We start from the raw sequence: 22,535 nt of genomic DNA, 5'->3' as shown, positions 1-22,535 counted from the left end.
GGAAAACGATAAAGTAAAGAAGGAACGATATGAGCGGTTTTGCTATCAAGCGGAACGGGAGGCCAATGAACGTATCAACGATAAGGCTATCAAGGGTGTCAAAGCACTATGGGAGGCGCCGCGTTTTGCATGACGTTTCCTTCGAGGTACATCAGTCTGAGCTCTGCGCCCTTGTTGGTGCAAACGGGGCGGGCAAAAGCACGCTTATTAAAATCGTATTGGGCCTCTGTGAGCCATCGTCGGGGAGCGTGGAGCTCTTTGGAGGCAAGTCGAAAAAAGAGCTGAGCCTGATGCGGACGCGTGTCGGCTATGTGCCAGATTCCTGCGGAGCATACCAATCCCTCAGTGCGGCTGAGAATCTTCAAATCCGATGTGTGGAATGGGGGCTCGATGAGAAGCGTGAGATTCCTCGCGTTTTGAGCCTAGTCGGGCTGGACGTCGATGAGAAAAAGAGCGTGAGCAGTTTTTCTCTGGGAATGAAACGGCGATTGGATATAGCTACGGCTTTGTTGGGCGACACCGACTTGCTGATTTTCGATGAGCCGGCAAATGGATTGGATCCGTTGGGCATTGAGAGCATATGGACCCTTATCGGCCGATTGAATCGAGAGCAGGGTAAGACCATGCTCATCTCTAGTCATGATTTGGATGAGCTGGCATCGGTTGCAACAAGCTGCCTGTTTATTCATGACGGCGAACTGCTGAAAAAGGAATCGATGGACGTCATAAGGGATGAGGCGTCGTCCCTAAAAGAGTATTACAGGTGCTTGATGAAGGCGGTCTCGCTATGAGGCGGGCGATCCATCCCATAAAGGCAGATATGATGCGTTTGCACAGGATATTTCCGGCGAAGTTTGGTCTTGCGCTTATGCTGGCGTTCGGCCTTCTCTTCGGCATCTTTCTGAAAAACGGAACAACGTTGCTCGCCTTTGGCAATAGCGTTTTTGGGGAGGATATTGGCTTCTGCTGGAATGTAATCGATCCTTCTGCGCCTGATGAGTCCCTTGCGCGCAGTGCTTTTGCCGGTACCTCCCTGTTCGTTCCACTCATCGTTTGCCTGGCGATTTTACAGGAGCGCGGCTATGAAGAGGGATGCCGAATTTCTTCAGCAAGAGGTCTTGCCCGCTTTAACGGGGCTCTGGCACATGTACTTTCGTCTGCTTTAATAATTGGCGCAGCGTATAGCGCGCTTTGCCTTCTTCTTTTTGCAATAGCCATAATACGTGGAGGGCATAACTACTCGCACAACATACTAACTGTATTTTTGCCTGCAATGATAGTCAACGCCGTATTGGTGATATCGGTTGCGCTGGAGACGGTGACCATCTATCGGATAACGGGCAGCGCTGTATTGAGCGGGGCCGTGGTGATAGTTGGATTTGTCATGAGCTTGACGCTCTACGGAGCCTTCCTTCAGGCACCTATACCATCCTTGCGATGGATCTTCTTCCTTCCGGGGCCGTACCTTGGAGTCGGATGTGCCCTTGGGTATAGCGATATGGGGCAGCTGACGCTTCTGGGATATGGCGTGGCAGCCAGCTGTCTATCGGTATTGATTTACGCTCTCTTGAGCTTTCGCGCTGGGGGTGTGCTCAATGGCTCGTCAGATTAAAAGACTTCTCCAGTCAGAATTGAAGCATGTGAGCAAATGGGCGTACGCCTTAATCCTGGTAATTTATGCGTACATGGTGATATTGCAGCTTAATTCTTTCCCGATGTGGTTCTGTAGCCTCCGTGAGAACAGTTTCTTGGGTTTTTTCCCAGACCCGACGCTTCGGCTATCGGCGGAGGATGTCCTTCTATTTGGCAATGCAGAGGTTTTTCGCGGTCTGCTGTTCAACGTAGCCCCGTTGGCCCATGCATTGTTCTTTCCGTTCATCGCGGCTTGCATTGTGCCGCGCTTTGTCAGTTCGGGCTTTGTCGAGGAACCGTGGGGGTTGTCGGAGGCTCGGGGAGGGAAGCGTGTGTGCGCTATCGTTGCGCGAGTGGTGCTATCTTCTTTTGCCCTTTTGGGCGCGTTTGTCCTGTCGAGTGTCGTTTTGTACTGTCTTAACTGCGCAATCGTTTCGGATGCTCAGCGGTATTTCAACCTGCATGTATTTTGCTATCGACTTGTTCTTGCTGCCGCTGCCTGCCTTGCATACGTGGTTTCTTGCGTAATCGTTGTTTCCTATTTTGGATCCGGCTTCGGTCCGATTGGCATGCTGTTGCTTGTCAACGTCGTAGCGGTCTACATACAGATCGGGGCCAATTCCATGCTTCCGCTTCCAGCCTCGATGCTCATGTGGATTTGCGGCGTGACCCCGTTGGGGAATGGTCAATGCATCTCGATTTTAATTGACTGCCTCATAAACGTAGCAAGCGTTTTTACCATTTGCTTTACTGTCGACCGATTGCGGTCGAGATTTCTTTGATTGTTTGTGAGGGATAAACATACCGAGCGTATCAAATACAGGGGGGCGGGCACCGTGGCTGGTGTCCGCCCCCCCTGGCTTAGGAGGCTTTAACTTGTGTAGCTTGCGAGCTAGCGGGCCTGCTTTACCTTGGCCGCTGCTTCGACAAACGACTTCCACAGGTTAAAGTCGGTCTCGAGCGTCTTCCACGTGTACTCAGGGTGCCATTGCACGCCCAAGCAGAATGGCTGGCCTTCGACCTCGATGCACTCGGGAACGCCGTCGGTTGCCTTGGCGACCAAACGCGTGCTCTTACCCAGACGATCGACGCAGCAGTGGTGTGCGGAGTTGGTCTGGATCAGCCTGTGCCCGCCAAGCGCGCGCTCCAACAGCGAGCCCGGCACGACCTCGACGGGATGCACGGGGTCGTTGAGCACGTGGGTATGGCGCCACTGCGTGCGGCCCTCGCGAGCGCCCAGGCTCGGCACGTCCATGCACAGGGTGCCGCCAGTGGCGACATTGAGCAACTGCGTGCCGCGGCAGGTGGTAAAGAGCGGCTTTTTGGCGCGGAGTACCTCGCCGACCAGCTTAAACTCAAAGCTATCGCGGATCTCGCAGCAGAGGGTGGGGTCGTAGGGTCGATCATCGCCCCAACGTTTGGGGTTGACATCGGGGCCGCCGGGAATGGCGATGCCGTCGGCGATATCGACGTAATGACGGATGACCTCAATGTCCTCGGTGATGGACATCTGCAGCGGCAGGCCGCCGGCGGCAAGGATGGCATCGACAAAGACACTTGCGATTTCCTCGTTGGGGGAGAGCGTTTCGCTTAAAAACGGCTTCGCCTCTTCCCAGCGCGGCGCCACCAGGATGAGCGGACGGTCGGCGGGGTCGACGTTGACGTGCGGGGTGTATGACGATGAAGTGCGAGTTCCGATCATAGGTGTTGCTTTCGAGTTTGGATGGTCATGGCGAGCGGATATGGCAATTGGGCTAGTGGCCCTTGATGGAGTTGAGGAAGTCTTGGGCGCGCTTGGTCTGGGGATGGTCGAAGAACTCGTCGGGCGTGCCGGTTTCCACGATCTGGCCGTCGGCCATAAACACGACGCGGTCGGCAACGCGGCGGGCGAAGTTCATCTCGTGCGTAATCACGATCATCGTCATGCCCTGCTGGGCCAGACGGACCATGACCTCGAGCACCTCGTTGATCATCTCGGGGTCAAGGGCACTCGTGGGCTCGTCGAAGAGCATGGCCTTGGGCTGCATGGCGAGCGAGCGGGCAATGGCCACGCGCTGCTGCTGGCCGCCCGAGAGCTGAGCGGGCACCTTGTCGGCCTGTTCGGCAACGCCCACGCGGCTCAGCAGGTCCATGGCGCGCTCACGAGCTTCCTCCTTGGACACGCCCAGCACGTCGACCGGCCCCAGCATGACGTTCTGCAGCACCGTCATATGCGCGAACAGGTTGAACTGCTGAAACACCATGCCCAGCTCGGCGCGCATGCGGGCAAGATCCTTGCCTTCCTGCGGCAGAGGCTCGCCCTCGATGAGGATCTCGCCCGAGTCGATGGTTTCCAGGCGGTTGATGGTTCGGCACATGGTCGACTTGCCCGAGCCCGAGGGGCCGATCACGACGACGACTTCGCCGCGGTCGACCGAGAGATTGATGTCGTTGAGGACGTGCAGATCGCCATAGTGCTTATCGACGTGCTTGAGCTCGATCAGCGGCTGATTACCGGTAGAAGAAGTGCTCTGTGCCATGGTGCTCGGCTCCTTATGACTCGAAATGGTAAATCGTTAGCGAATGATGGTCGCGCCGGTCTTGTGCGAAACGTAGACAGCGGCCTTGTTGATCGCGACGTTGATGAGGATGTAGATGACCGCGATAACTAGGTAGACCGACACGAGGGCGTCGTAGTTGGTAATGAGCACGCGGGCATTTTGCATGAGGTCGGGGTAGCTCACCACGTAGGCGACGGTGGTGTCTTTGACTACGACCACGAGCTGCGAAATCAACGACGGAATGATAAACCGAATCGCCTGGGGCAATACGATTTTAAAGGTGATTTTGGCCTTGGAGAGACCGAGTGCCTGGGCAGCCTCGACCTGACCGCGCGGCACGGCGTTGACGCCGGCACGGAAGATCTCGGCCAGTACGCCGGCCGCAGCGAGCGCGACGGGAAGCGTGAGCATCCAAAACGACGGCAGTGCGATCTTGTACTGGGGCAGCACCAAAAAGAAGAAGTAGATGAACAACAGGCTCGGCACGCCACGGAAGAAATCGGTGAGTACGCGGCAGACCAGCTGCAGCGGCTTGATGTCGCTGGTGCGACCGAGCATAAGGGCAAGGCCGAGCACCAGCGCGATGGCGCCGGCGGTGAGTGCGACTTTAACGGTGCCCTCAAAGCCGGCAAGCAGGAACTTCCAGGTGGTGAGGTGCGTAAAGAAATACCAATAGTGGACCGAAAGCTGACCGGTCACATAAAAGCGCTGCAGCACGAGGGCAGCGAGCGCGGCGACGGCAACCAGCGAGATAACGGTGCCGATGCGAATTTTGGCGCGCATCTTGGGGCCGGGAGCCTCGTAGAGCGCATCGCGCATGGTGAGCGCGGGAGAGGAGTGCTTGCTCATCGGAGGATCCTCACCTTCTTATCGATGTAGTTGCCAATGTGGCTCACCACAAACGCCGTGCCCAGGTAGCCGAGCGCCGAGATAAAGAACGCGGCGACGCCGCCGAGCGAGCGCGTGTTGATATAGCTCACCACGCCGGTGAGCTCCTGGGGCTTAAGCGGCACCTGACTGCCGAGCGCGGTGGTGAGCATGACGGCGATAAAGAGGTTGGTCATGGGCAGCACGCTCGAGCGCAGTGCCTGCGGAATCACGATCTTGGCGAGGATGCGGTTGAAGCTCATGCCCAGCGAGCGGGCGGCTTCCACCTGGCCGACGCCGACGGTGTTGATGCCGCTCATGAAGTTCTCGGAGCCAAAGGCGGAGCCCAGCAACACCGTGGCGACGATAACGCAGGTACGGTAGGGCAGAACGACCTTGAGTGGCGGCAATGCGTAGACGACGATGATGAGCAGCGCGATGCCGGGGATGTTACGGAAGACCTGGACATACAGGTCGCCAAAGACGCGCAGCGGCTTGAGCGGCGACACGCGCATCACGGTGACGGCGACGGCCAACACCATGGCGATGGCAAACGACTCAAGCGTCATGCCCCAGGTTGCTAGCAGCGCGTCAATGTAGTTCTGGCCATAGAGCGACCAGAGCTCGGAGAGACTCATGCGGACCTCCCGCCGATAAGGAAAGGGGCTCCCGTGTGTACGGAAGCCCCGACAACTCAGTAAGGAAACAGTTTAGCGCAATAAAGCGCACCGTGCGTTTCCGTATGGTTTCGTTGCGGCCGTTACTAGGCGCGTTGCCTAGGCGCCGATCTCGGGCAGCTCGGGAACATTGGTGTCGCCCGTGCGGTCGCCGATGCAGATCTGCCACAGCTCGGTCCAGGTGCCGTCATCCTCGATCTTCTTAAGGAAGTCGTTGACAAAGGCGACACCGTCGGAATCGAGCGGCAGGCCGATGCCGTAGGGCTCCTTGCTGCCGAAGGGCTTGCCGGCAATCTTGTACTTGCCGGGCTCGCGGACCAGGGCGCTCTGCTGCATGTTGTTGTCGATGACGTAGGCATCGACGCGGCCCTGCTGGAGTGCCTGACGTGCCTCCTCGTCGGTCTTGAACTCCTGCTGGCTGGCCTTGGGGGCGAACTCCTCCAGGATGGCGGGGCCGTTGGAGCCGGACTGGACGGCGACGTTCTTGTCGGCCAGGTCGTCGACGCTCTTGATGTCGTCGTTATCGGCAAGCACCAGGATGGCCTGCTGCGTGTAGTAATAGGGACCGGCAAAGGAGACGAGCTTCTTGCGCTCGTCGGTGATGGTGTAGGTGGCAAAGACGGCGTCGACCTGGCCGTTCTGTAGGACGGACTCGCGCGTGTCCGAGGTCACCTGGGTGATCTCGATCTTGTTCTCGCCCAGAATGTAGTTGGACAGGAGCTGCGCGATGCCGGCATCGAAGCCACGGGTCTGACCGTCTTTCTCGTTGAGGAGGGAGAAGAGCGTGGAGGTCTGAACGCCACCGATCTTAAAGACGCCGGCGTCCTTGACGGCCGTGGCCCAGGTGCTGACGGCGATGGCATCGTCATCGGCCTTGGGACCGTTGTTAACGAGCTTGTCGAATGCCTTGGCGTCGAGCGTGGTGGAAGCCTCGGTACCCTCGGAGCTCTTGGAGGAACCGGCGGCGGAACCCTTGTCGGCCTCGGCGCTGGTGTCGGAGCAGCCGGCAAGACCAAGGCCGGCGACGGTTGCGAAGGTGGCGGCAACGAAGCCGCGGCGGTCGAGAACGACCTGCTGGGAGAGGTTCTTGCTCATAGGAGAACACCTTTCTCAATAAAATCCCTAGCGGTTGAGTAGAGTTATACCCCATCCCGCTCAAATGGGTCAACACGAAATAACTCAGAAACATACTTGTCTTATAGGTTATTCTACCTACCAAAAAGGGACAGGCACCTTTGTAGTGGTTCTTGCAGATGTGGTGGCATGCCTTACTGTTTTGTCTCGATTTGTAACAGTTGGACGAGAAAATAGCCTCTACCTGTTACAGAGTTGGATTTTCTCTTCAGCGGGATTTGAATGTCTCAATCTGTAACATCTGGACGGACAAAAGGTCTCTATCTGTTACAGATTGAGACAAAGGTCAGGGACTAAGACGTCTTGTCTAGATCTGTAACAGTTAGACGGGAATTCGGGCCATAGATGTTACAGATTGAGATAATCGCGTCGCGAAAATAAAAACCTCCGCATGGGTGCTTCCCTTGCGGAGGTTTTTCTACTCGTTCAGTAGGCGTACCGCTTCGGCGGCCATGTTCTCGACCGTCATGCCGTTCTGAGCGAGCAGCTCGTTGGGGTCGTAGCGGTCGGGGAAGCCCTTGGCGATGCCGAAGGTGCGCGTGCGCACGGGCGTGCAGGCCAAGTAGCACGCGACGCGTTCGCCCCAACCGCCGTCCAAGATGCCGTCCTCGAGGGTGATGACAACGCGATGCTCGGCGGCAAGGCTGTCGAGGAACTCGCGGTCAAGCTCGGTTGCAAAGCGAGGGTTGACGAGCGTGGCCTCGATACCGTATTCGGCTGCCAAGCGGTTTGCCACACGCTCGCCCAGCTCAAAGAAATCGCCGAGCGCGAGCACGGCCACGTCGCGGCCCTGGCGCACCACGTTGTGGCGCGCGATACCGTAATCGGCGTCCTCGGCAGGCGCCAAGTCGGGGCGGCTTACCAGGCCAATGCCGGGCACGCGAATCGCCACAGGATGCTCGCGATGGTCGAGCGACCAGCTCAGCATGGACAGATATTCCTCCATGCAGGCCGGCGCCAAGTAGTGCATGTTGGGAAGACCGCCCAGCATGGAAATATCAAAGAACGAGAGATGCGTCTCGGATGTGGTGCCAAAGATCGACGCGCCAAATACCAGGATGGTTGCGGGGGCGTCGTTGAGGCACAGGTCGTGCCACAGCTCGTCGTAGGCGCGCTGCAAAAACGTGCCGTACACACCAAAGACTGGCTTGGCGCCCGAGCGCGCAAGCGCGGTGGCAAAGGTCACGGCGTGCTCCTCGGCAATGCCCACGTCAACAAACTGCTTGCCTGCCGCGGCGCGAAGCTCGGGCGTAAAGCCCATGATGTAGGGCGTTGCGGCCGTGATGCCCACAACCTGCGGATCGCGCTCTATGGCAGCGCTCAGGGCCTCGCCCGTAATGTCGGCATAGGTGCGCGGCGCAGGCTCGCTCGGATGGCCCGGGCAGAGCTTGCGCCCAGTCGCCATGTCAAACGGACCTACATGATGCCAGCGCTCGGGGTCGCTCTGGGCCGGCTCAAAGCCCTTGCCCTTCGCGGTGGAGACGTGCAGCACGATGGGGTGATCGATATCGCGCAGCTCCTGCAGCGCGTCGACGAGGGCCAACACATCGTTGCCGGCGTCCAGATAGCGGTAGTCGAGCCCCATCGCGCGGAAAACGTTGCGCTCACAGGTGCCGTTACTGGCGCGCAGCTCGGCCAGATTGCGATACAGGCCGCCATGGTTCTCGGCAATGGACTGGTCGTTATCGTTGACGACGATGATCAAGTTGCTGTCGAGCTCGGCGGCATTGTTAAAGCCCTCAAACGCCAGACCGCCCGAAAGCGAACCGTCGCCAATGATGGTGATGACGTTGTACGCATCGCCCGCCAGGTCACGAGCGTGCGCCAAGCCGCAGCCCAGGCTCACCGATGTAGAGGTGTGGCCCATGGCGAACAGGTCGTGTTCGGACTCGTCGGGATTGGCAAAGCCAGAGGCCTCGCCGTAGCGTGCCGGGTCGATATAAGTGTACGCGCGCCCAGTCAGCGCCTTGTGGGCATAGGTCTGGTGCGACACGTCAAAGACAATTTTGTCGGTGGGGGAGTTAAACACGCGATGGAGCGCAACCGTAAGCTCAACGACGCCCAGGTTGGGGGCAACGTGCCCGCCGACGGCGGCGGAGCTTTCGAGGATGGCGTGGCGGATCTCGCCGCAGAGCAGCGGAAGCTCGGCGCGATCGAGAGCCTTGACGTCCTCGGGCGTTGTCGTTTGCGTAAGCAGCATCGTTGTGGGTTACTCCATGCGAATCGTGCGCCGGCACTCCCTCGGCCGGCACAATTGCACAAGACAGTCTCGCACATTTTGGCGTTTGATATGTGACGGCGGCGCGGTAATTCGCCAACTGGTGGGGCAAAACGTTTTGTCCGATGCCATACTGGTAAATTCGATGATGATTTTATTCATTGCGTGCAGGCTGCGACTTGCCGCCGAGAGCCGCTGGAAGGAGGCCGCATGTCCGATACCGTTCGTGCCGAGAGTATCGCGCGCGAGGTCGACAATGCCGCCCGTCAGCTGGCCCAGGCGGGCCGCTTGGACCTGACGTGTGAGTTTATCCAGCATGGCGACGTGACGGTCTATGCGCATGTGACCTCGGTGGCGCGGGCGAGCCTGTCTTTTGCCGAGCACCTGGGCCGTGTTGGCATTTCGGTCGACCGTGCCTCGCTGCTGCGCGGGGCCCTGTTACACGATTACTTTCTCTACGATTGGCATGACCCCGACCCGAGCCATCGACTGCACGGATTTCGGCATCCGTTTTTTGCCCTGGCGCGTGCGGAGGAAGATTTTGAGCTGACGTCGCGCGAGCGGAATATCATCGTGCGTCATATGTTTCCGCTGGTGCCGGTGCCGCCGACGTGTCGTGAGGCATGGATTGTGTGCCTGGCGGATAAATGGTGCGCGCTGCGCGAGACGATTGCCGGCCGTCTGCCGCGCAAAGGCGGCGCGAACGATTTGAACGAGGGTTCGAGCGACGGCTCGAGCAAAGAATCGAACGAAAAGAGGAGTGGGTAGACGGTGGAAACCGCGATCGGCATGGCATTTGACGGCGCGACGCTTGCCGCTTGTCCGCTCTCGGCGCTGGTACTCTCGTTTGCCTTCTACGGTTTTTGCGGCTGGGTATGGGAGTCGACAGTCTGCGCCATGCTCAACCACGGACGCTTTGCCAACAGCGGCTTTTTGCTAGGGCCGTGTTGTCCCATCTACGGTGCGGGCGGCATCGCGTGCTGGTTGCTGCTGCGTGGAATCCCAGACGCCTCGAGCCAGTTTGTCGCTGCCGCGCTCGTATGCAGCGTGATCGAATATAGTGTGGGCGTGCTGTTGGAAAAAACGACGGGTGCCCGGTTTTGGGATTACTCGCATCTGCCGTTTAACCTGCACGGACGCATCTGCCTGTACTGGGCCTGCGCGTTTGGCTTGGGTGCGTTGTGTATTTGCCGTTTAGTGGAGCCGGCATTGCTGGGGCTGCTTGGCCATCTGCCGGTGCTAATCGTGCGCTTGGCCGCCTTTATCGTCGCGGTCGCGATGATGGTCGATGCGGTGTGCTCGTTGGCCAGCTGGCGCCGCCTGTCCGATCAGCTTGAGCGTGTGCGTGCCGACCTTGCCGACCGCATCAATGAGTCGCTTGCCGACGCCTCCGACTCTATGCTCGAACGTATTCCCGATTCGGCGATCGACTCGGTGGCGCAGACGCATATCCGCGGTCGCGCCGTTAACGCTTGGCTGGCCGAGCTGGGCGACGCGGCGCTCGATGCCCTGCGCGAGAAGGCTTCGATGCCGACGTTTATCTCGGATGGTGCTCGCGGCCTGGCGCTCGCTGCCCGCCGCGTTGCCGATGTCGCGCCGAGCATGCCGCGTCCGTCGCTCAGTCGTCGCCTTGCCGGCAAGCGCATGAGCCGTCCGGTGCCGAGTGTGTCGCTCAGCCGTCGTGACCTGCGCTTCTTTAACGCCTTCCCGCGTCTGCGCATCAATCGCTACGAAGGCGTCATCCGAGCTACCGACCTCCGCGACCGAGCCCGCGAGCTGTTCCGGCGCTAGCCAGAGCGGAGCCAAGCGCGCCCTTCTCGTTCGCACGTTTCCCGTTCGTTTCGCGCCCGTTGCCGTGCCGTTTCCAAGATTGCGGCACCGTTTCCATTCGACAACGCAGCGTTTAACAACGCCGTATCTGGTCTACACCAGTTGGCCCTCGGCCGCATCATGAGCGCCGACAACGTTCATGCGACCAAGGGGGAGCGAATGTACGATACGGGATCGACAACGTTTATGCTCATCTGCACCATGCTCGTGTTTTTAATGACACCGGGTCTGGCGTTTTTCTATGGCGGCCTGTCCAGGCGCAAAAATGTCATCAACACCATGCTTATGTGCTTTGGCGCCATTGGCCTGGTTGGTGTGCTGTGGATTGTTGCCGGCTGGTCGCTGGCCTACGGTGGCGACGGTTCTAACCCGTTTATTGGCGGCTTTGACCAGCTGCTGTGCCTGCCGGTGCTCAACCAGGTGCTGCAGGCGGCCGAGGGCAATGCTGCGGATGGTGCCGTCTACCCTCAGATCATCAACATCGCCTTCCAGATGGCGTTTGCCATGATCACCGCCGCTATCGTTACGGGCAGTCTGGCAGGCCGCGTTAAGTTTGGTGCCATGACGGCCTTCCTGGGCATTTGGCTGCTCGTGGTCTATGCGCCGCTCGCCCACATGGTTTGGGGCGGCGATGGTTCCTTTATCGGCGACATCATCGGCGCGCTCGACTTTGCCGGCGGCGACGTGGTACACATTTCGTCCGGTCTCACGGGCCTGATTCTCTGCTTAATGCTCGGCCGTCGTCGCGGCTTTGGCATGATGAGCTACCGTCCGCATAACGTGCCGTTTGTGGCGCTGGGCGCCGGCCTGCTTTGGTTTGGCTGGTTTGGCTTTAACGGCGGCAGCGAGTTTAAGGCCGACGCCGTGGCGGCGCTCGCCATCCTCAACACCGTGACGGCCAGCGCGGCGGGCATGGTCTCGTGGCTTGCCGTCGAGCGCGTGCACACCGGTCGCCCCACGCTGGTGGGTGCCAGCACCGGTCTGGTTGCGGGCCTTGTGGTGGTCACGCCGGGTGCGGGCTTTGTCGAGCCGTGGGCAGCGCTGGTCATGGGCCTGATCGTCTCGCCCGTCTGTTACCTGGCCATCAGCCATCTTAAGACCAAGTTTGGCTACGACGATGCGCTCGACGCGTTCGGTTGCCACGGTATCGGCGGCATCTTGGGCGGTGTGCTCACGGGCCTGTTCTGCGTGCCGGAGCTCTCGTGGACCGGTAAGGGCGGCCTGTTCTACACGGGCGACGTGTCGCTGCTTGTCTCGCAGGTTCTGGGCATTGTGGTGACGGTCGTTATTGTGCTGGTGCTCGATTTGGTGATCGCCGCGGTGGTCAAGGCACTGTTCCACGGCAGCCTGCGTGTGGACGAGGCCGACGAGGCGCTGGGCCTGGATGCGAGTCAGCACGGCGAGAGCGCCTATCCTTCTTTCTCCGGACTCGATTAGCAGCTTCCCCAAGCACCGCACCTTGCCGTTCAATCGTCGCTCACGTACTTAAGTACGCTTCGCTCCTCTTTCACGGCAATCTGCGGCACTTGGGGAACCTGCTAAGACCAGTCAGTTGAACTTTTTGATTTCTGAGGTTGGTTTGCGGCACCTGGGAAACCCGCGTCTCATGTAAAGGGATACGTTGATTTTTGAGAGGAATTCATTATGAAAAAGATCACGGCTATCGTGCGCCAGGAGAAGCTTGAGGTTCTTAAAGACGCGCTGTTTGCTGCTGATGTTCGCGGTATGACTATCAACCAGGTGCAGGGCTGCGGTGCACAGCATGGCTGGAAGGAATACGTGCGCGGCAACGAACTGCTCGTCAATACCATCCCCAAGGTGCAGTTCACCCTCATCTGCGCCGACGAGCATGTCGACGGTATCGTTGAGATCATCTGCAACGCAGCTCGCACCGGTGCCGTCGGCGACGGCAAGATTTGGGTCGAGCCGGTCGAGGAAGTCATCCGCATCCGCACCGGCGAACACGGCCCGGCCGCGGTGTAGAATCGACCGTCTGCCATCCGCAACGTTAAAATGCTGCAATGAGGCACAAGACTTGCGTTGCGGATGGGCGGATTATGGGTCGCAATAAATATCCCGAGGAGACGGTCGCGAAGATTCTCGACGCGGCACTGGAGCTATTCTGCGCACAGGGTTATGAGGGGACGAGTATTCAAGATATCGTTGACCGTCTCGACGGCATGACCAAGGGCGCTGTCTATCATCACTTCAAGAGCAAAGAAGAGATTTTCAACGCCGCGTTTGATCGGGCGATGACTCCGATTGTTGAGCGCCGCTGCTCGATGCTTGGCGTCGGTAATATGACCGGAGCCCAAAAGCTCAAGCGACTGTACGCTCCCGAGTCCGTTGTTCCACAAATTGAGCTATGGGCACGTATGCGTCCTGCAGCAGATCCGGTAAAAAGCTCGCGCCTACTGGCGATGCAGTACCAGGGCTCATTTGACGAGTCGGCCGATGGCTGTCTCTTGCCAGTGATCGAGGAGGGCATCGCCGACGGCTCCATTGCGTGCGAATGCCCGCGCGAAGCGGCGGAGGCCGTATCGTTGTTGGCGAATCTTTGGCTGCTGCCATTGTTCCGTCCGCTCGAGCCCAAGGAGCGAATGCTCGCTCGCGCACAATGTTTGGCGCAGATGGCTGCCGCGGTGGGGCTCGATTTGGGTAATGAAGTGCTTCAGACAACGGCGCAGATTTGGGACGTATGGGACCGCGCCGGGTGGTAATATAGATACCAACGGTATGTAATTGATTTGTGAGGGTAGCCACGGCTGCCCTTTTCAAGTCATTAAATACATACTAGTGGTATGTATAGGGGGTGGGCTTATGGCTGGGCTGAGAGACGTCGGTGTCTCGTTGAAATCAAAAACAGTGCGGTCAATCAGGCTCGCGGAACTTCTGGTTGCGCAGCTGTGCACGTATTCGATGCTGTCGGCGCTGTGCTTTGCGTATCCACTTTACTTGTTCGATCGCAGTGGATCGTCAACGTTATATGGCGTCGTCGCGGCGATAGCGTTCATACCCGGCGTACTTGCAACTCCGGCTGGCGGAATCTTGGCGGATAGGGGAAGACATCGCGAGGTCCTCGTGGCCCTCGGCATTGCTCTGATGACTGCATCACTGCTGTCTATCCCCATGAAGCGCTCGTTGCCTCTTGCGGTCGTCGTAGTAGCGATACTTTGTGTTCAATATGGTGTTCAATCGCTGCTAAAGCCAATGCTCCAAATTGAGACGGTGCGCATGGCGGGTGAAAAGAAGGTTGAGCGGGCCACTGCATTGGTTTCGCAGGTGACCATGGTGAGCAATATCTTGGGTCCTGTGGTCGGGACGGCAGTCTATGGGTGCTTTGGCATCGATGCTCTTTGCACAATCGCGTCGGTAACGTTTGCGATTTCAGCTCTGTTGTTTGGTGGCGTACTCAAGCAAAATGCCTCATCTGAAACGCTGGGAGACAGCGCGACTCGTACGACATGCCGAAACGATTTTCGGGAGTCGATTCGGTATCTGTTGCAAAATGCATCATTGGTCGCTGTGATTTTGCTTGCGGCAGTTTTGAACCTTGCGTTGGTTGGGCTAACGATTGGCGCTCCCATTATTGTTACAAAGCATCTCGGCATGCAATCGTCCTGCGTTGGGATAGTTGAGGTTGCTCTGGGCTTGGGTGGTCTTACTGGCAGTGGCTTGGTCGGCATTTGGCCGCATCGCTTTTCTTTCAATGGCATATGTCGATATGTTGCGATGATCTGTTTTGGAGTCGTACCGATTATTGTTACGCTACTGTTCGGCGCAGATGTATGCGTGTTCACCGTGTTTGCGGTTGGTTCGGCATGGATCATGGTGTGGGCAAGCATTGCGTCGGTTGAAATCACCGCGTTTGTTCAGCGGGCAGCGCCGACTGAGCTCTGCGGAAAAGTGCTTTCGGTCGTTTACATGGTCCTTTCCTGCGCAACGCCGATTGGGCAATTGGTGTACGGCGTTGCATATGGTCGATGGGCACCGGCGTTTGTATTCGCAGCCATGCTGGCGGTGCTGACGCTGACGATGGCGCTGTTTTATCGGCTGAAAAGTCGCTTGCGGCGATTGTCTTAACGCGTAGTGGCACCGTGAATCTGCGGAGGCAGTGGCCCGCCGCGCCGGGACGGCATTGTTTGGACATGCCTCTCCTTCGTCTACAATATCGGGCAGACGAAGGAGGGGCATGCCCATGATCAAGATGTTCGCGAGCGACTTAGACGGAACGCTGCTTAACGCCCTGCACGAGGCAGATGGGACTATCCGCCGCGCCATTCGCGAGCTGACCGAGGCTGGCTTGCATGTGGTTCCCGCGACTGGACGCTCGACGTTGCCGATCGGCGAGCATGGCTTTACGGGCCTGGCGCTTGACGCCTGCTGCTCCAATGGGTCCATCGTGCGCGACAGCCATGGTGAGGTGCTCAAGACCTGGACCATCGATCCGCAAGTCACTGAGGAACTGCTCAAGGCGTTTCCGGACATTTGCTTTGATTGCTCCACGCCCGATGGCATGTACTCGAGCGGTTCGTTCGAGATGCATCAGGCGGGCTTTAAAAAAGACAGTCCTATCAAGCGCATCGTGATGCGTGGCATGCGTGCGCGTGGCGGGTATCACGAGGAACAGTATTTCGACCAGTCGATTGGTGACATCCTGCGCCACGATGTGTGCAAGATCAACTGCCGTGTGACCTCGCCCGAGTTGGAGCGTGACCTTAAGGCATATCTTGCCGAGCGCTCGGACCATGTGGTCAACGCGCCGTTCGATCCGGTGATGTTCGAGATCACGGACGTGGCATGCAACAAGGGCGAGAGCGTGGCCTGGCTGGCGGGCTACTACGGTATTGCCGAGGACGAGGTCGCGGTCTATGGAGACGGCGGCAACGACATCGCCATGCTCAAGCGTTTCCGCCACAGCTACGCGACCAAAAACGGCAGCGATGCAGCCAAGGTCGCCGCGAGCGCAACTATCGGCAGCTGCATGGTCCACGCCGTCCCCAAACACATGCTCGCCACCATGCGCACGCAGAACTCCCGCACCATCATCGAATAATGTGACAAAGGGACTGTCCCTTTGTCACATGGGAGATACCGGCTTTTGGCGTATAGGACTATTACGCTTTCGCCACCAACAAATTTCGAGTTATTCGGCCTGTCGGAGGACGTTAAATGGCTAAAGATGCCCTCTCGGGAACATTCATGCCTCTAATGGTGTTTGATTCGGTGACGTAAGTGCGCAAATGGGCATGTATACGCTCAAATAAGGACAAAAACCCTCAGATAATCCCGGCGGTGCATTTATACAGAACCAGTAGCGTGGCCGAATAACTCGAAAATGTAGGTGGCAGTTCGGCGACAAGCTCGGGTATGGCAAAGGAACTGTTCCTTCGCCATACCCGAGCTCCGATCTTCTGAAATACGAACAAACATTCGCATATCTAACTGCGCTTTGATAGAATCGGTATCGTTGACGGCAGTTCCATGTGCCGGGCAGCGCCCTCCATCTGATGGGAGGTGATGCCCATGACCGATTTGATTGATTTCGTGAAGCTCCTGACCGCTTTGGTCTCGCTCCTCACGACGCTTATCGGACTTTCCGAGGCACTCAAGCAACGTTCGAAGCAACGTAAGAGGGGTCGCCGCCGTTAAGACGTTGACCCCCTAAAACAAGCAACGGCGCTGCCCAGCTTTCCAGAACTTGGGCTGCCGTCGACACTATTCTACCCACGAATGACATTTTGGACAATCGACAATGCCGCTTCTAAAAGCTGAGCGCAACCTAATGTGACAAAGGGACTGTCCCTTTGTCACAACCCAAATATTGCCTTTACGTGTTGATGCACACGGTGTGCAATAATACTCGCACTGTGCAATAGCGCACAGGCTGAGTAACAAGGAGGACGCTTGTCCCAGCTCGAGAAATGCGATCGCCGGTCCCTTCGCTCGCAGCGTGCCCTTCGCCAGGCACTTGCCAGCGAGCTTGCCGAAAGCGGCGACCTTTCGCGCATTAATGTCGCGTCGCTCACCGAGCGTGCTGGCCTTACGCGCCGCACGTTCTATTCGCACTATCGCGATATTCCCGACTTTATCAATCAAATCGAGGACGGCTTGCTGGCCGAGATCCGTGAGCGCATTGAGCTCATCACCGCAGCTCAGCTGCCCGATCTCTATCACAACATCGATGAGCTCGAGCCGGCGCCCGGTTCGGTTGAGCTGCTGCGTTATCTTGCGGCCAACCGCGACTTAATCGGTGCGCTGCTGGGTCCGGGCGGCGACCAGGCCTTCATTAAAAGGATCATCGACACCGCGCGTGAGGCTGTAGTGCCGCGTGCGCAGACGGGCATTTTGGGCCTGGCGCTGGGCACGTTCTTTGACTACTACGTCACCTACGTCGTGAGCGCCGAGGTCGGCATGATTCAGCGCTGGTTTGAGCGTGGGCTCACCGAATCGCCCGAGGCCATGGCGCGCATTATGACGGTGCTCGCTTTTGTTCGTCCTGGTGACCTGTATGGCCAACCCATCGATATCAACGTGCCGGAATACGGCATGAAGCTATTGAACTTGCAGCTCGAGGACGCGGCCGACACCGCCGCAGCCGTCGAGTCCAACTACTAAGAGGAGAAACAGATGAGTAAACTCGTCGAGGGCATTAAGGACCGTGTGGTCGCTGCCGCACGCGAGGCCGCGCCCGCCGTGATGGACGCTGCGCAGAAGGCTGCGACCGCTGCTGCCGAGAAAGTTGCCGAGGCTGTTGCTGATGCCAAGAACGTGGCAGGGGAGGCGTCCGTCACTAGCGAGCCCGCTACCGCTACTGAGCCCGTAGCCGCCGCCCACGCCCCCGAAGGCGCGATCTTCAACCCCGAGAACGCTCGTGGCAACCTGCACCTGGGCATCGACGTGGGCTCCACCACCGTCAAGCTCGCCGTGCTCAACGACGACAACCAGATCGTTTACGCCAAGTACCAGCGCCACCACACCGACGTCCGCGCCTGCGCCCGCGACCTGTTCGAGGGCGCTGCGACCGTGCTGCCGACGGCCCAGATGACCTGCGCCATTACCGGCTCGGGCGGCCTGCTGCTGTCCCAGTGGCTCGACTTGGAGTTTGTCCAGGAGGTCATCGCCAGCAAACGCGCCGTCGAGACCCTCATCCCGGCCACCGATGTCGCCATCGAGCTGGGCGGCGAGGACGCCAAGATCATCTACTTCGATAACGGCATCGAGCAGCGCATGAACGGTACCTGCGCCGGCGGTACGGGCGCGTTCATCGACCAGATGGCAACCCTGCTGCACACCGACGCGAGCGGCCTCAACAAGCTCGCGGCCAACGCCACCACCATCTATCCCATCGCCAGCCGCTGCGGCGTTTTTGCCAAGACCGACGTGCAGCCGCTGCTCAACGAAGGTGCCCGCCCCGAGGACGTGGCTGCCTCCATCTTCCAGGCCGTTGTGACCCAGACCATCTCGGGTCTGGCGTGCGGTCGCCCCATCCGTGGCAACGTTGCCTTCCTGGGCGGCCCGCTGCAGTACCTCTCCGAGCTGCGCCATCGCTTCTACCTCACGCTCAACCTGGACGAGGAGCACCGTATCGTGCCCCAAAACGCCCACCTGTTTGTGGCGAGCGGCGCCGCCATGGCGCACGAGTCCAACAAGCTCAGCACGTTCCCGCAGCTCATCGAGGCTATCGACAGCCTGGGCGACACACAGGGTGCCGAGGTCGAGCGCCTGGATCCGCTCTTTGCCACCGACGAGGACTTTGCCGAGTTCAAGGGTCGCCACGACCAAGAAGTCGTCCCCAAGGGCAAGCTCGACGGCTACACCGGCCGCGTGTTCATTGGCATCGACGCCGGTTCTACCACCATGAAGGCCGCGCTCGTGGGCGAGGACGGCCAGCTGTTGCACACCTGGTACGGCAACAACAACGGCGACATCCTGGGCACGGCCAAGGTCATCATGGCCGATTTCTACAACCACATCCCCGCCGGCTGCACCATCGGTCACGTGACCACCACGGGTTACGGCGAGGCGCTGCTCATCGAGGCTCTCAAGGCCGATTCCGGCGAGATCGAGACTGTCGCGCACCTGCGCGGCGCCAAGGCGTTCCTGCCCGGCGTCGAGTTCATTCTGGACATTGGCGGCCAGGACATGAAGTGCCTGCGCGTCAAGGACGGCGTCATCGAGCACATCATGCTCAACGAGGCCTGCTCGTCGGGCTGCGGCAGCTTTATCGAGAGCTTTGCCGTCTCTATGAACATGGATGTGCGCGCGTTCGCCGACGCCGCCATTCATGCCAAGGCCCCGGTCGACCTGGGCAGTCGCTGCACGGTCTTTATGAACTCGCGCGTCAAGCAAGCGCAAAAGGAAGGCGCCACGGTGGGCGACATCGCGGCCGGCCTGTCCTATTCCGTCATCAAGAATGCCCTGTTCAAGGTCATTAAGCTGCGCGATCCCAAGGAGATCGGCAGCCAGGTGATCGTCCAGGGCGGTACCTTTATGTCCGATGCCACGCTGCGCGCGTTTGAGCAGCTCACGGGCGTTCATGCCGTGCGCCCCGACATCGCCGGCTGCATGGGCGCCTACGGTGCGGCCCTGCTCGCCCGCGATCGCGCCGGCGCCGACGGCACCTCGACCATCCTTTCGGCCGAGGATATCGCGCACCTCACCGTGACGCAAAAGCATGTCCGCTGCGGCCGTTGCTCTAACAACTGCCAGCTTACCGTCAACGACTTTGGCGGCGGCAGGCGCTTTATCACCGGCAACCGCTGCGAGAAGGGCGCCGGCCACAAAAAGCAGAAGACCGAGGCCCCCAACCTCTTCAAAAAGAAAAACGAGTTGCTGTTTAACCGCGAGGTGCTGAGCCCCGACGAGGCCCCGCGCGGCACCGTCGGCATTCCGCGCGCGCTCAACATGTACGAGAACTACCCCTTCTGGCACGCGTTCTTTACGCGTCTGGGCTTTAGCGTGCAGCTGTCCGACCAGTCGAGCAAGAAGACCTACCAGGCGGGCATCGAGTCCATGCCGTCCGAGAGCGTGTGCTATCCGGCCAAGATGAGCCACGGCCATGTGATGAACCTTATCGACCGCGATGTCGACTTTATCTGGATGCCGTGCGTGCGCTGGGAGCGCAAGGAGGATCCGACCGCCGGCAACTGTTACAACTGCCCCATCGTCATGAGCTACCCCACGGCGTTGGCGCTCAATATTGACGAGATCCGCGAGCAGAACATCGAGTTCCTATACCCGTTTGTGCCCTATCACGACAAGACCGAGCTCAAGCGCCGCCTGTATCAGGTGCTCGCCGTCGACCGTGTGGCCGATGCCGAGGCTGGTCGCGGTCGCGTGCGTGGGCCCAAGATCACGCGCTCCGAGGTCGATGCCGCCGTCAACGCCGCCTTTGAGGCCGATGCGCGTTTCCACGAGGACATCCAGACCATGGGCGAGGAGGCTCTTAAGTGGGTCGAGGACCACGGCGGTCACGGCATCGTGCTCGCCGGTCGTCCCTACCATAACGACCCCGAGATCAACCACGCCCTGCCCGAGCTTATCTCGAGCTTTGGCTTTGCGGTCTTTACCGAGGATTCGCTCGCGCATCTGGTAAAGCCCGAGCGTCCGATTCGCGTCGTCGACCAGTGGATGTACCACAGCCGCCTGTACGCCGTCGCTCGTTTTGTGACGATGCGCAACGACCTGGACCTGATCCAGCTCAACTCCTTCGGCTGCGGCTTGGACGCCCTGACCACCGACCAGGTGCAGGAGATTCTGGAAGCCAGCGGTAAGATCTACACCGTGCTCAAGATCGACGAGGTGTCCAACCTAGGCGCCGCGCGCATCCGAATCCGCTCGCTCATGGCGGCGCTCAAGGACCAGGAGGCCGAGCGCTTGGCCGAGGCCACGGCCGCGGGCGAGGCTTACGAGCAGGGCGATGCCGCGCCGGTGGCGCCCTCCACGGATGCCCCCGCGTTCGCGAGCCGCAAGTACACGTTTGAGGCTCAGCGCGAGAGTGCTTCGACCGCATGGCCGAAGGTGCCCTTTACCGAGCAGATGCGCGACGAGGGCTACACCATTCTGTGCCCGCAGATGGCGCCGATCCACTTTGACCTGGTCAAAGAGGTGTTCCGCGGTGCCGGCTACAACTTGGAGCTGCTGCCCTCGACCGATCACGACGCCGTCGAGGCCGGCCTGCGCTATGTGAACAATGACATCTGCTATCCGTCGATCCTGGTGACGGGCCAGATCATGGAGGCCATCGAGAGCGGTCGGTACGACCTGTCCAAGACGGCCGTGGTCATCAGTCAGACCGGCGGCGGCTGCCGTGCTACCAACTACATCGCGCTCATTCGCAAAGCCCTGCGCGAGAGCGGTCACCCTGAGATTCCGGTGATCTCGCTTTCGGCTGTGGCGCTCGGCGAGGACAACCCCGGCTTTAAGATTACGCCGGCGCTGCTTAAGCAGGCAGTCTACGCGGTGCTCTTTGGCGACGTGATGATGCAGATGCTCTACCGCTGCCGTCCGTACGAGGCCACGCCCGGTGCGGCGAACGCACTCTACGAGGAGTACATGGCGCGTGCTCGCAAGCTGGCGCCTAAGTTCAACCGCCACAACTACACCAAGCTGTGCCGCGAGGCCATCCGCGCGTTCGACACCATGCCGCTCGTGGGCGAGGGCACCAAGCCGCGCGTGGGCGTAGTTGGCGAGATCTTGGTCAAGTTCCACCCTACGGCCAACAACCACGTGGTCGACGTGATCGAGCGCGAGGGCTGCGAGGCCGTGGTGCCGGGTCTGCTCGACTTCTTCCTGTACTCCATGAGCAACGCCGAGCTGCAGAAGGACGAGTTGGGAAGCTCTGCTACCACGCGCGCTGGTATGCAGGCGCTCATCAAGCTCGTGGACTGGATGCGTACGCCGGTGGAGGAAATGCTCGAAAAGTCCCGCCGCTTCGAGGCACCCGAGCGCATCGGCACCATGGCCGACAAGGCCCGCACGGTGCTTTCGGTGTGCAACAACATGGGCGAGGGCTGGCTGCTCACGGCCGAGATGCTCGACCTGATCGATCATGGCGCGCCCAACATCATCTGCACGCAGCCCTTCGCCTGCCTGCCCAACCACGTGGTGGGCAAGGCCGTGATCAAGGAGCTGCGCCGCCAGCATCCCGAGAGCAACATCGTCGCGGTGGACTACGACCCCGGTGCATCCGAGGTCAACCAGCTCAACCGTATTAAGCTCATGATCAGTGTGGCCAAGGAGAACATGCGCGCCGGTAAGGGCTTTAAGCTCGAGAAGGTGGCGCCGCTCGCGATGGACGAGGTCACCGGCCAGATGCGTGCTCATGACGGCTGCGTGAGCTGCGGGCCGGCCAGCGAGGAGGCCGTGGCATCGGTCGCCGAGCGCCTGGGACGCGGCATTAAGAAGTAGCTGGCCTGCTTTGGGCTAGATATGAGACAAACGGGTGGCAGCCGTGCCGGCTACCACCCGTTTTTGCTGGACATATGTTGCGTAAATGGCCTTGCCGACGCCTTTCGTGGACTCGGATTTCGGAAGTGGGGCACAGTTTTGTGGGTGGTGAGTGGGCCACTGACTTGCCAAGAGTCTGCCGGCCCTTGTTGTTTTCTCTCGGAATACTACAAAAAACTCGGGGCT

At 59.5% G+C, this 22,535-nt stretch carries 19 protein-coding genes; 13 read left to right on the top strand and 6 right to left on the bottom strand.

Annotated elements, in window-relative coordinates:
• Positions 1-29: 29 nt before the first annotated feature.
• Genes CHY22_RS02720 through CHY22_RS02710 form a run of 3 tightly spaced genes read left to right on the top strand, consistent with a single transcriptional unit; the run spans position 30 to position 2,414 of the window.
• Positions 30-791 carry an ABC transporter ATP-binding protein gene (locus CHY22_RS02720; RefSeq protein ID WP_089572318.1) on the top strand — a complete coding sequence of 254 codons (762 nt, stop codon included), beginning with the start codon at positions 30-32 and terminating at the stop codon, positions 789-791.
• Complete coding sequence (locus tag CHY22_RS02715) at positions 788-1,612, top strand: hypothetical protein (RefSeq protein ID WP_089572316.1); 825 nt, start codon at positions 788-790, stop codon at positions 1,610-1,612. The genes CHY22_RS02720 and CHY22_RS02715 overlap by 4 nt, the downstream gene beginning before the upstream one ends.
• Positions 1,596-2,414, top strand: coding sequence for a hypothetical protein (locus tag CHY22_RS02710; protein WP_089572314.1), 819 nt, complete (start codon positions 1,596-1,598; stop codon positions 2,412-2,414). The genes CHY22_RS02715 and CHY22_RS02710 overlap by 17 nt, the downstream gene beginning before the upstream one ends.
• 110 nt (positions 2,415-2,524) lie before the next feature.
• On the opposite strand, the gene CHY22_RS02705 is transcribed toward CHY22_RS02710, so the two are convergent.
• The 6 genes from CHY22_RS02705 to CHY22_RS02680 form a co-directional block, all read right to left on the bottom strand.
• On the bottom strand, positions 2,525-3,334 hold the full coding sequence (locus CHY22_RS02705; RefSeq protein WP_089572312.1) for a gamma-glutamyl-gamma-aminobutyrate hydrolase family protein: 810 nt from the start codon (positions 3,332-3,334) through the stop codon (positions 2,525-2,527).
• A 52-nt stretch (positions 3,335-3,386) separates the two neighbouring features.
• A complete protein-coding gene (locus CHY22_RS02700; RefSeq protein WP_089572310.1) occupies positions 3,387-4,151 on the bottom strand; it encodes an amino acid ABC transporter ATP-binding protein in 765 nt (254 codons plus the stop codon).
• A 36-nt stretch (positions 4,152-4,187) separates the two neighbouring features.
• A complete protein-coding gene (locus CHY22_RS02695) occupies positions 4,188-5,021 on the bottom strand; it encodes an amino acid ABC transporter permease (protein WP_089572308.1) in 834 nt (277 codons plus the stop codon).
• The gene (locus CHY22_RS02690; protein WP_006234894.1) at positions 5,018-5,677 is read right to left on the bottom strand and encodes an amino acid ABC transporter permease; all 660 of its coding nucleotides are present in this window, start codon (positions 5,675-5,677) and stop codon (positions 5,018-5,020) included. Before CHY22_RS02690 ends, CHY22_RS02695 begins: the two co-directional genes overlap by 4 nt.
• A 138-nt stretch (positions 5,678-5,815) precedes the next feature.
• Positions 5,816-6,811, bottom strand: a complete 996-nt coding sequence (locus CHY22_RS02685) for a glutamate ABC transporter substrate-binding protein (RefSeq protein ID WP_089572306.1) — start codon at positions 6,809-6,811, stop codon at positions 5,816-5,818.
• A gap of 457 nt (positions 6,812-7,268) precedes the next feature.
• Positions 7,269-9,050: a 1-deoxy-D-xylulose-5-phosphate synthase gene (locus CHY22_RS02680; protein ID WP_089572304.1), complete on the bottom strand. Its 1,782-nt coding sequence runs from the start codon at positions 9,048-9,050 to the stop codon at positions 7,269-7,271.
• Positions 9,051-9,278: 228 nt separating this feature from the next.
• Here CHY22_RS02680 and CHY22_RS02675 point away from each other — a divergent pair, with 228 nt between their 5' ends.
• From CHY22_RS02675 to CHY22_RS02635, 10 genes are all read left to right on the top strand, one after another.
• Entirely contained in the window at positions 9,279-9,836 is a 558-nt protein-coding gene (locus CHY22_RS02675) for an HD domain-containing protein (protein WP_089572302.1), read from the top strand.
• 3 nt (positions 9,837-9,839) lie between these two features.
• Positions 9,840-10,859: a putative ABC transporter permease gene (locus CHY22_RS02670; protein WP_233502814.1), complete on the top strand. Its 1,020-nt coding sequence runs from the start codon at positions 9,840-9,842 to the stop codon at positions 10,857-10,859.
• Between the two features lie 198 nt (positions 10,860-11,057).
• Positions 11,058-12,335 (top strand): ammonium transporter, encoded by a 1,278-nt coding sequence (locus tag CHY22_RS02665; protein WP_089572300.1) that lies wholly within the window; start codon positions 11,058-11,060, stop codon positions 12,333-12,335.
• A 207-nt stretch (positions 12,336-12,542) separates the two neighbouring features.
• Positions 12,543-12,881, top strand: coding sequence for a P-II family nitrogen regulator (locus CHY22_RS02660; RefSeq protein ID WP_089572298.1), 339 nt, complete (start codon positions 12,543-12,545; stop codon positions 12,879-12,881).
• Between the two features lie 74 nt (positions 12,882-12,955).
• On the top strand, positions 12,956-13,618 hold the full coding sequence (locus CHY22_RS02655) for a TetR/AcrR family transcriptional regulator (RefSeq protein WP_158551159.1): 663 nt from the start codon (positions 12,956-12,958) through the stop codon (positions 13,616-13,618).
• A gap of 100 nt (positions 13,619-13,718) precedes the next feature.
• Positions 13,719-14,981: an MFS transporter gene (locus CHY22_RS02650; protein ID WP_089572294.1), complete on the top strand. Its 1,263-nt coding sequence runs from the start codon at positions 13,719-13,721 to the stop codon at positions 14,979-14,981.
• A gap of 115 nt (positions 14,982-15,096) precedes the next feature.
• Positions 15,097-15,954, top strand: a complete 858-nt coding sequence (locus tag CHY22_RS02645) for an HAD family hydrolase (protein ID WP_089572448.1) — start codon at positions 15,097-15,099, stop codon at positions 15,952-15,954.
• A 470-nt stretch (positions 15,955-16,424) separates the two neighbouring features.
• Entirely contained in the window at positions 16,425-16,550 is a 126-nt protein-coding gene (locus CHY22_RS10245; RefSeq protein WP_255413239.1) for a hypothetical protein, read from the top strand.
• A gap of 255 nt (positions 16,551-16,805) precedes the next feature.
• Complete coding sequence (locus CHY22_RS02640; protein ID WP_089572292.1) at positions 16,806-17,516, top strand: TetR-like C-terminal domain-containing protein; 711 nt, start codon at positions 16,806-16,808, stop codon at positions 17,514-17,516.
• 12 nt (positions 17,517-17,528) lie between these two features.
• A complete protein-coding gene (locus tag CHY22_RS02635; RefSeq protein ID WP_089572291.1) occupies positions 17,529-22,310 on the top strand; it encodes a 2-hydroxyacyl-CoA dehydratase in 4,782 nt (1,593 codons plus the stop codon).
• Positions 22,311-22,535 lie beyond the last annotated feature (225 nt).

Source organism: Collinsella sp. TF06-26, from assembly GCF_002232035.1.
Lineage (GTDB): Bacteria > Actinomycetota > Coriobacteriia > Coriobacteriales > Coriobacteriaceae > Collinsella.
This window is presented reverse-complemented; position numbering and strand designations above follow the sequence as displayed.